This window comes from Candidatus Protofrankia californiensis (assembly GCF_900634765.1).
In the GTDB taxonomy this organism is placed as follows: Bacteria; Actinomycetota; Actinomycetes; order Frankiales; family Frankiaceae; genus Protofrankia; species Protofrankia californiensis.
Map to the genome: position 1 here is coordinate 10,286 of NZ_CAAAFT010000261.1, position 4,341 is coordinate 14,626.

Consider the following 4,341-nt stretch of genomic DNA (forward strand, 5'->3'; position numbering starts at 1 on the left):
CACCTTGCCGGCCCAGCCGGCCAGGCTCGCCCGGCCGGCTGGGCCGGCAAGGTGTGGGCCATGGAGCAGGGTATGCGCGCAGCCCCACCCGACGCGGAATGGCTGCTGTTCACCGACGCCGACATCGCCCACGGTCCGCACGCGGTGACCCGGCTGGTCAGCCACGCCACCCGCCGCGGGCTCGACCTCACGTCGCTGATGGCCGTCCTGCGCACGAGCAACCGCTGGGAGCGGCTTGTCATCCCCGCGTTCGTCTACTTCTTCGCCCAGCTCTACCCGTTCCGCCGGGCCAACAGGCCGACGGCGCGGACGTCGGCGGCCGCCGGTGGCTGCGTCCTGCTGCGCCGTGCCGCGCTGGAACGCGCCGGTGGGATCGCCGCCATCCGTGGTGCGGTCATCGACGACTGTTCGCTGGCCAGGGCCGTCAAGCGCAGTGGGGGACGGATCTGGTTGGGCCTGGCCGACCACGGCCCCGGGGGCGTCCGCAGCGTCCGGCCGTATCCCGGACTCGCGGACCTGTGGAAGATGATCTCCCGTAGTGCGTACACCCAGCTGCGGCACTCGCCCGTGCTGCTCGCCGGTACCGTCGCCGGCCTGGCTCTCACCTACCTGCTGCCGCCTGCAGCAGCCGTGGTGTGGCTGGCAGGGCTCGTGACCGGTGCCGGCGCTGGTGACACGGCCACGGTGATTGCCGGTGTCGCCGGACTCGGCGCGTGGTCGATCATGACTGCCACCTACGTCCCGATGCTCCGCTACTACCGCCAGCCGGCCTGGACCGCCGTGGCCCTGCCCGCGGTGGCCTTCCTCTACCTGCTGATGACCGTGGACTCGGCCGTGGCGCACTGGCGTGGCCGGGGAGCGGCCTGGAAGGGCCGGGCGTACTCGGCGGTGAACTCCGACGGCGTCGCCGACACCTGACCGCCGTTCCACAAGCCGGCTGCGGGTCCGTGGGGGAGTCCCCGTCGCCAGGATGACGATCCGGATCGAATGCGGATTGGCCGGTGTCTCGGGGTGGAGCTGTTCCGAGACACCGGCCGTTCCGCGCTGGGCTGAACCGCTGGGTTCAGGCGGCCCGCGGGGCCGGGCTCAACGGGTGGCCCGACGGCGGCGGGAGATGATCCTGCGGCCGACCAGCGCCGCCAGGAAAATGATCAATGCTGGGACGACCGGGAACGACGAGGATCGGGCGACCCCGCCTTCGCCGGCCGGAACCCCTCCTGCCGGCACCGGCATCGTCGTGGCTGATGAGCCCGCCGACGACGAGGACCCAGCCGACGAGGATCCGGACGAGGAGGCGGATCCCGCGGACTGCCCTGCCGACCTCGACGACCCCGATGCGGATCCCGACGACCTCGATGACGACCCGGAGCCGGAGTCGGAGCCGGAGGACGGCCCGGGTTTTCCGTCGGCGGTGAGGACCTGGTAGCGGGTTATCATGCCGCCCAGGAGATGTTCGTTGACATGGCAGTGGAAGAGCCAGATCCCCACGTCGTCGGGCACCATGTCCGCCACGCCCATGGAGGCGGGCAGCAGGGGGACGGTGTCCATGCGCATGCCACCCCAGAGCACGCTGTTTCCGTGCCAGTGCGGTGTGTGCAGGTCCTGCTCGCCGCCCATACCCATGACGTACCAGCGGACGTGCTCACCCTTCCGCATGGTGATCATCGGTTCGTTGCCGAAGATGTAGCCGTTGATGGCGAGTCTCAGGTTGGACCTGGTGAAGTTCACGTCGTCCCGCGGCGGATACGGCGGCTGGGCGAAACGGCGGAGATTCTCCTCCAGGTACGGGCTGCGGTTCTCGTCCATGATCTCGAACAGTGCGACGATCTCGCGGTCGACGTCCTTGGGGCTGCCGTCCGGCCGGGCCAGTCCCTTACCGGTGATGACCATAGGGCCCATCAACCCGGCGGCGGTGTCGCCGACCTCCTGGGTGTGGGAGTGATACATCCACATGACAGAGCTGCCGTCGTGCGGACCGGGGCCGGCGCGGTCGGGTACCAGCCAGGTGTAGGTGTGCTTGCCGCCGGTGGGAACGGCGTCGTCGAGCTTGTCCTCGCCGGAGGTGTTGTCGGCGTACGGCGCCCCTTCGCTGGCTTTCGTGTAGAAGACCCCGTGTGGGTGCACACTGTCAGGAATCCGGCACCCGTTGCGGAAAACAATCTTGATGGTGTCGCCGACCTCGGCGCGGATCACCGGCCCCAGCAGGCCCAGGTACGCGTCCTGCGGCGGGCGCGGTGCCAGTGTCGTGAAACCGGCGTCGGTGTAACCGCGGTAGAGGCATTTCAGATAATTCATCCCGACCCGACCCGGGCCGGATTCGAGAAAGCTTTTCTCCTGCGGGCTGAAAGGTTGGTTGGTGATGTCGTTGCGGTCGTCCGGGGCATAGTTCCACACGACCTCGTCGGCGCCGATGTAGTAGGTGCGTACGCGCCCGGTCGGGTGGAAGGCCTCTCCGCCGACCTCGTTCCAGTACGACCCGCCCGAAGCAGCCGGCACGTCCGTCCCGGGCATACCTGCCATGTCGTGGGCGTCGGGCGCGCTGTGGGTGCCGGGTGTGTCATGGGCACCGGTCGGCGCGCCCGCCGCAGACCCCGTGGTCACCGCGCCAAGGAGCAGCACCAGCACGCCTGTCGACAGGACGCGTCGTGCATGGCGCCGCGCCCGAGCAGGAGCGCGCAGCCGGACGCCTGGCTCTCCTGGCGGTCTGCCTCCCATACCTGTACGCCTGGCGGCGCGCAATTCGTCAATCACGGAGCGTGACAGTAACTGATTGTGACTGAACGTGCCCAGCAGGAGTCTGCATCATCCGCTTTCACGCCGAAAAATACGTTACGTTCCAATACTGAACGTCACAAATGAAGACTAGAAACGGGAAGGGTGCAGAATCCGAGCAGCCGGTCGGTCAGATGCTCCCAGATGCCGGCCAGGTGGCGCACTGTGGCGACATGCCGTCCGGATCAACAGGTACGACCGTGGTGACCGCTGGTCCCCCGTTCTCGCTCCCTGGTGCATTCTTGTCAGGTCGGTGACGGTGGGATTCCGGGAGTGAGAACGGACAGCGATGAGCATGACCGAGGACGTGGCGGTCGACGGGACCGAGCCGGTGACGTGCGCATACCCGGGATGCCTCCAGCCGCCGAGCGCACCCGCCGGACCGGGACGTCCACCCGCATACTGTGACGATCCCGCCCACAACCGGCTGTCGGCCTATCGCCGCAGGCGGGAGCTTTCCGGGCAGTCCGGGCCGGGGGCGGCAGGGCCGGGGGCGACTGCTGGGAAGGCCGGGTCGGAGCGCACCGCGGGTGGCACGCGCGGGCGGGCCGACGCGCTGGCCGAACAGATCACCACGCTGGCCGGCGGGCTCACCCGCGCGCTGGACGCCTTCGTCCGGGAGATGGCGGCTCTCGGTGACATAGCCGCAACCGAAGCGCACGTGGAAACGGTCGAGGCGGAGGCGGCCGAGCGCGTCGCCGAGGCGATCGCCCGTGCGGTTCGCGCCGAGCAGGCCGCCCGGGAGGCGCAGACCGCCCGGCACGAGGCGGAGGCTGTCGCGGCCGAGGCGGTCATCGCGGTCGACAAGCTGGACGAGCGGATCACCGGCCTGGAAGCCGAACTCGACGCGCAGTCCGAGGCTCAGGCCCAGGTCCAGGCGGCGCTCGAACAGGCCCGCGCTGAGGCCGCCGCCGCATTGGACGCGGCCCGGCGGGACGCCGAAGCACGCCTGGACGCGGTCCGCGCCGAGGCGACCGCGGACATCCGCAAAGCGCACCAGGCCGCGGACACCGCCGTCAGGACCGCGCGTGACGACGCCGCCTCAGCGCTCGCCCAGGCACGGCAGGACGCCACCCAGGCGGTCGCCGCCGCCACCGCCGCCCGCGACTCCGCCCTGGCCCGAGCCGAGGCTCTGGAGCACACCACGGCCCAGGCCAGGGCGGAGGCCGACCGGTTGCGCACCGATCTGGTCCGTCAGCGGGACACCGCGGACGCCGAGATCGCCCGCATCCACGCCGACGCCGACAGGAGGCTCGACGCGGCCCACCGGGCCGCGGACGAACGCCAGGCCGTCCTCGCCGAGGCCAGGGCGGATGCCCGGGCCCGGGCCGAGCGCGCTGAACGCCAGGTCGACGAGCTCGCCTCCGAACTGCGGGTTGCGCGGGCCGAGCTGGTCGCGATGCGAGCGGGTCGCAATGGTGATAGTGCAGACGGTGACGGTACAACCGGCCCAGCGCCGGCGGGCCCGCCGTCAACGGCTTTCGCGTCGACAGACCCCGTGCCCACAGACCCCGTATCAACGGATCCTGTGTCGACAGGCTCCGTGTCGACAGGCTCCGTGTCGACAGG

2 protein-coding genes and 1 pseudogene are annotated in these 4,341 nt (G+C 70.3%); 2 read left to right on the top strand and 1 reads right to left on the bottom strand.

The window, feature by feature from the left end:
• A pseudogene (locus DD1DGNOD_RS14245) lies at positions 1-918 on the top strand (glycosyltransferase); the annotation flags it as partial.
• A gap of 168 nt (positions 919-1,086) precedes the next feature.
• Here DD1DGNOD_RS14245 and DD1DGNOD_RS14250 read toward each other — a convergent pair.
• The gene (locus DD1DGNOD_RS14250) at positions 1,087-2,625 is read right to left on the bottom strand and encodes a multicopper oxidase domain-containing protein (RefSeq protein ID WP_206443170.1); all 1,539 of its coding nucleotides are present in this window, start codon (positions 2,623-2,625) and stop codon (positions 1,087-1,089) included.
• Between the two features lie 436 nt (positions 2,626-3,061).
• On the opposite strand from DD1DGNOD_RS14250, the gene DD1DGNOD_RS14255 reads away from it, so the two are divergent.
• Positions 3,062-4,341 (top strand): hypothetical protein (locus tag DD1DGNOD_RS14255; protein ID WP_165036718.1); only part of this gene is annotated, 1,280 nt, incomplete at its 3' end.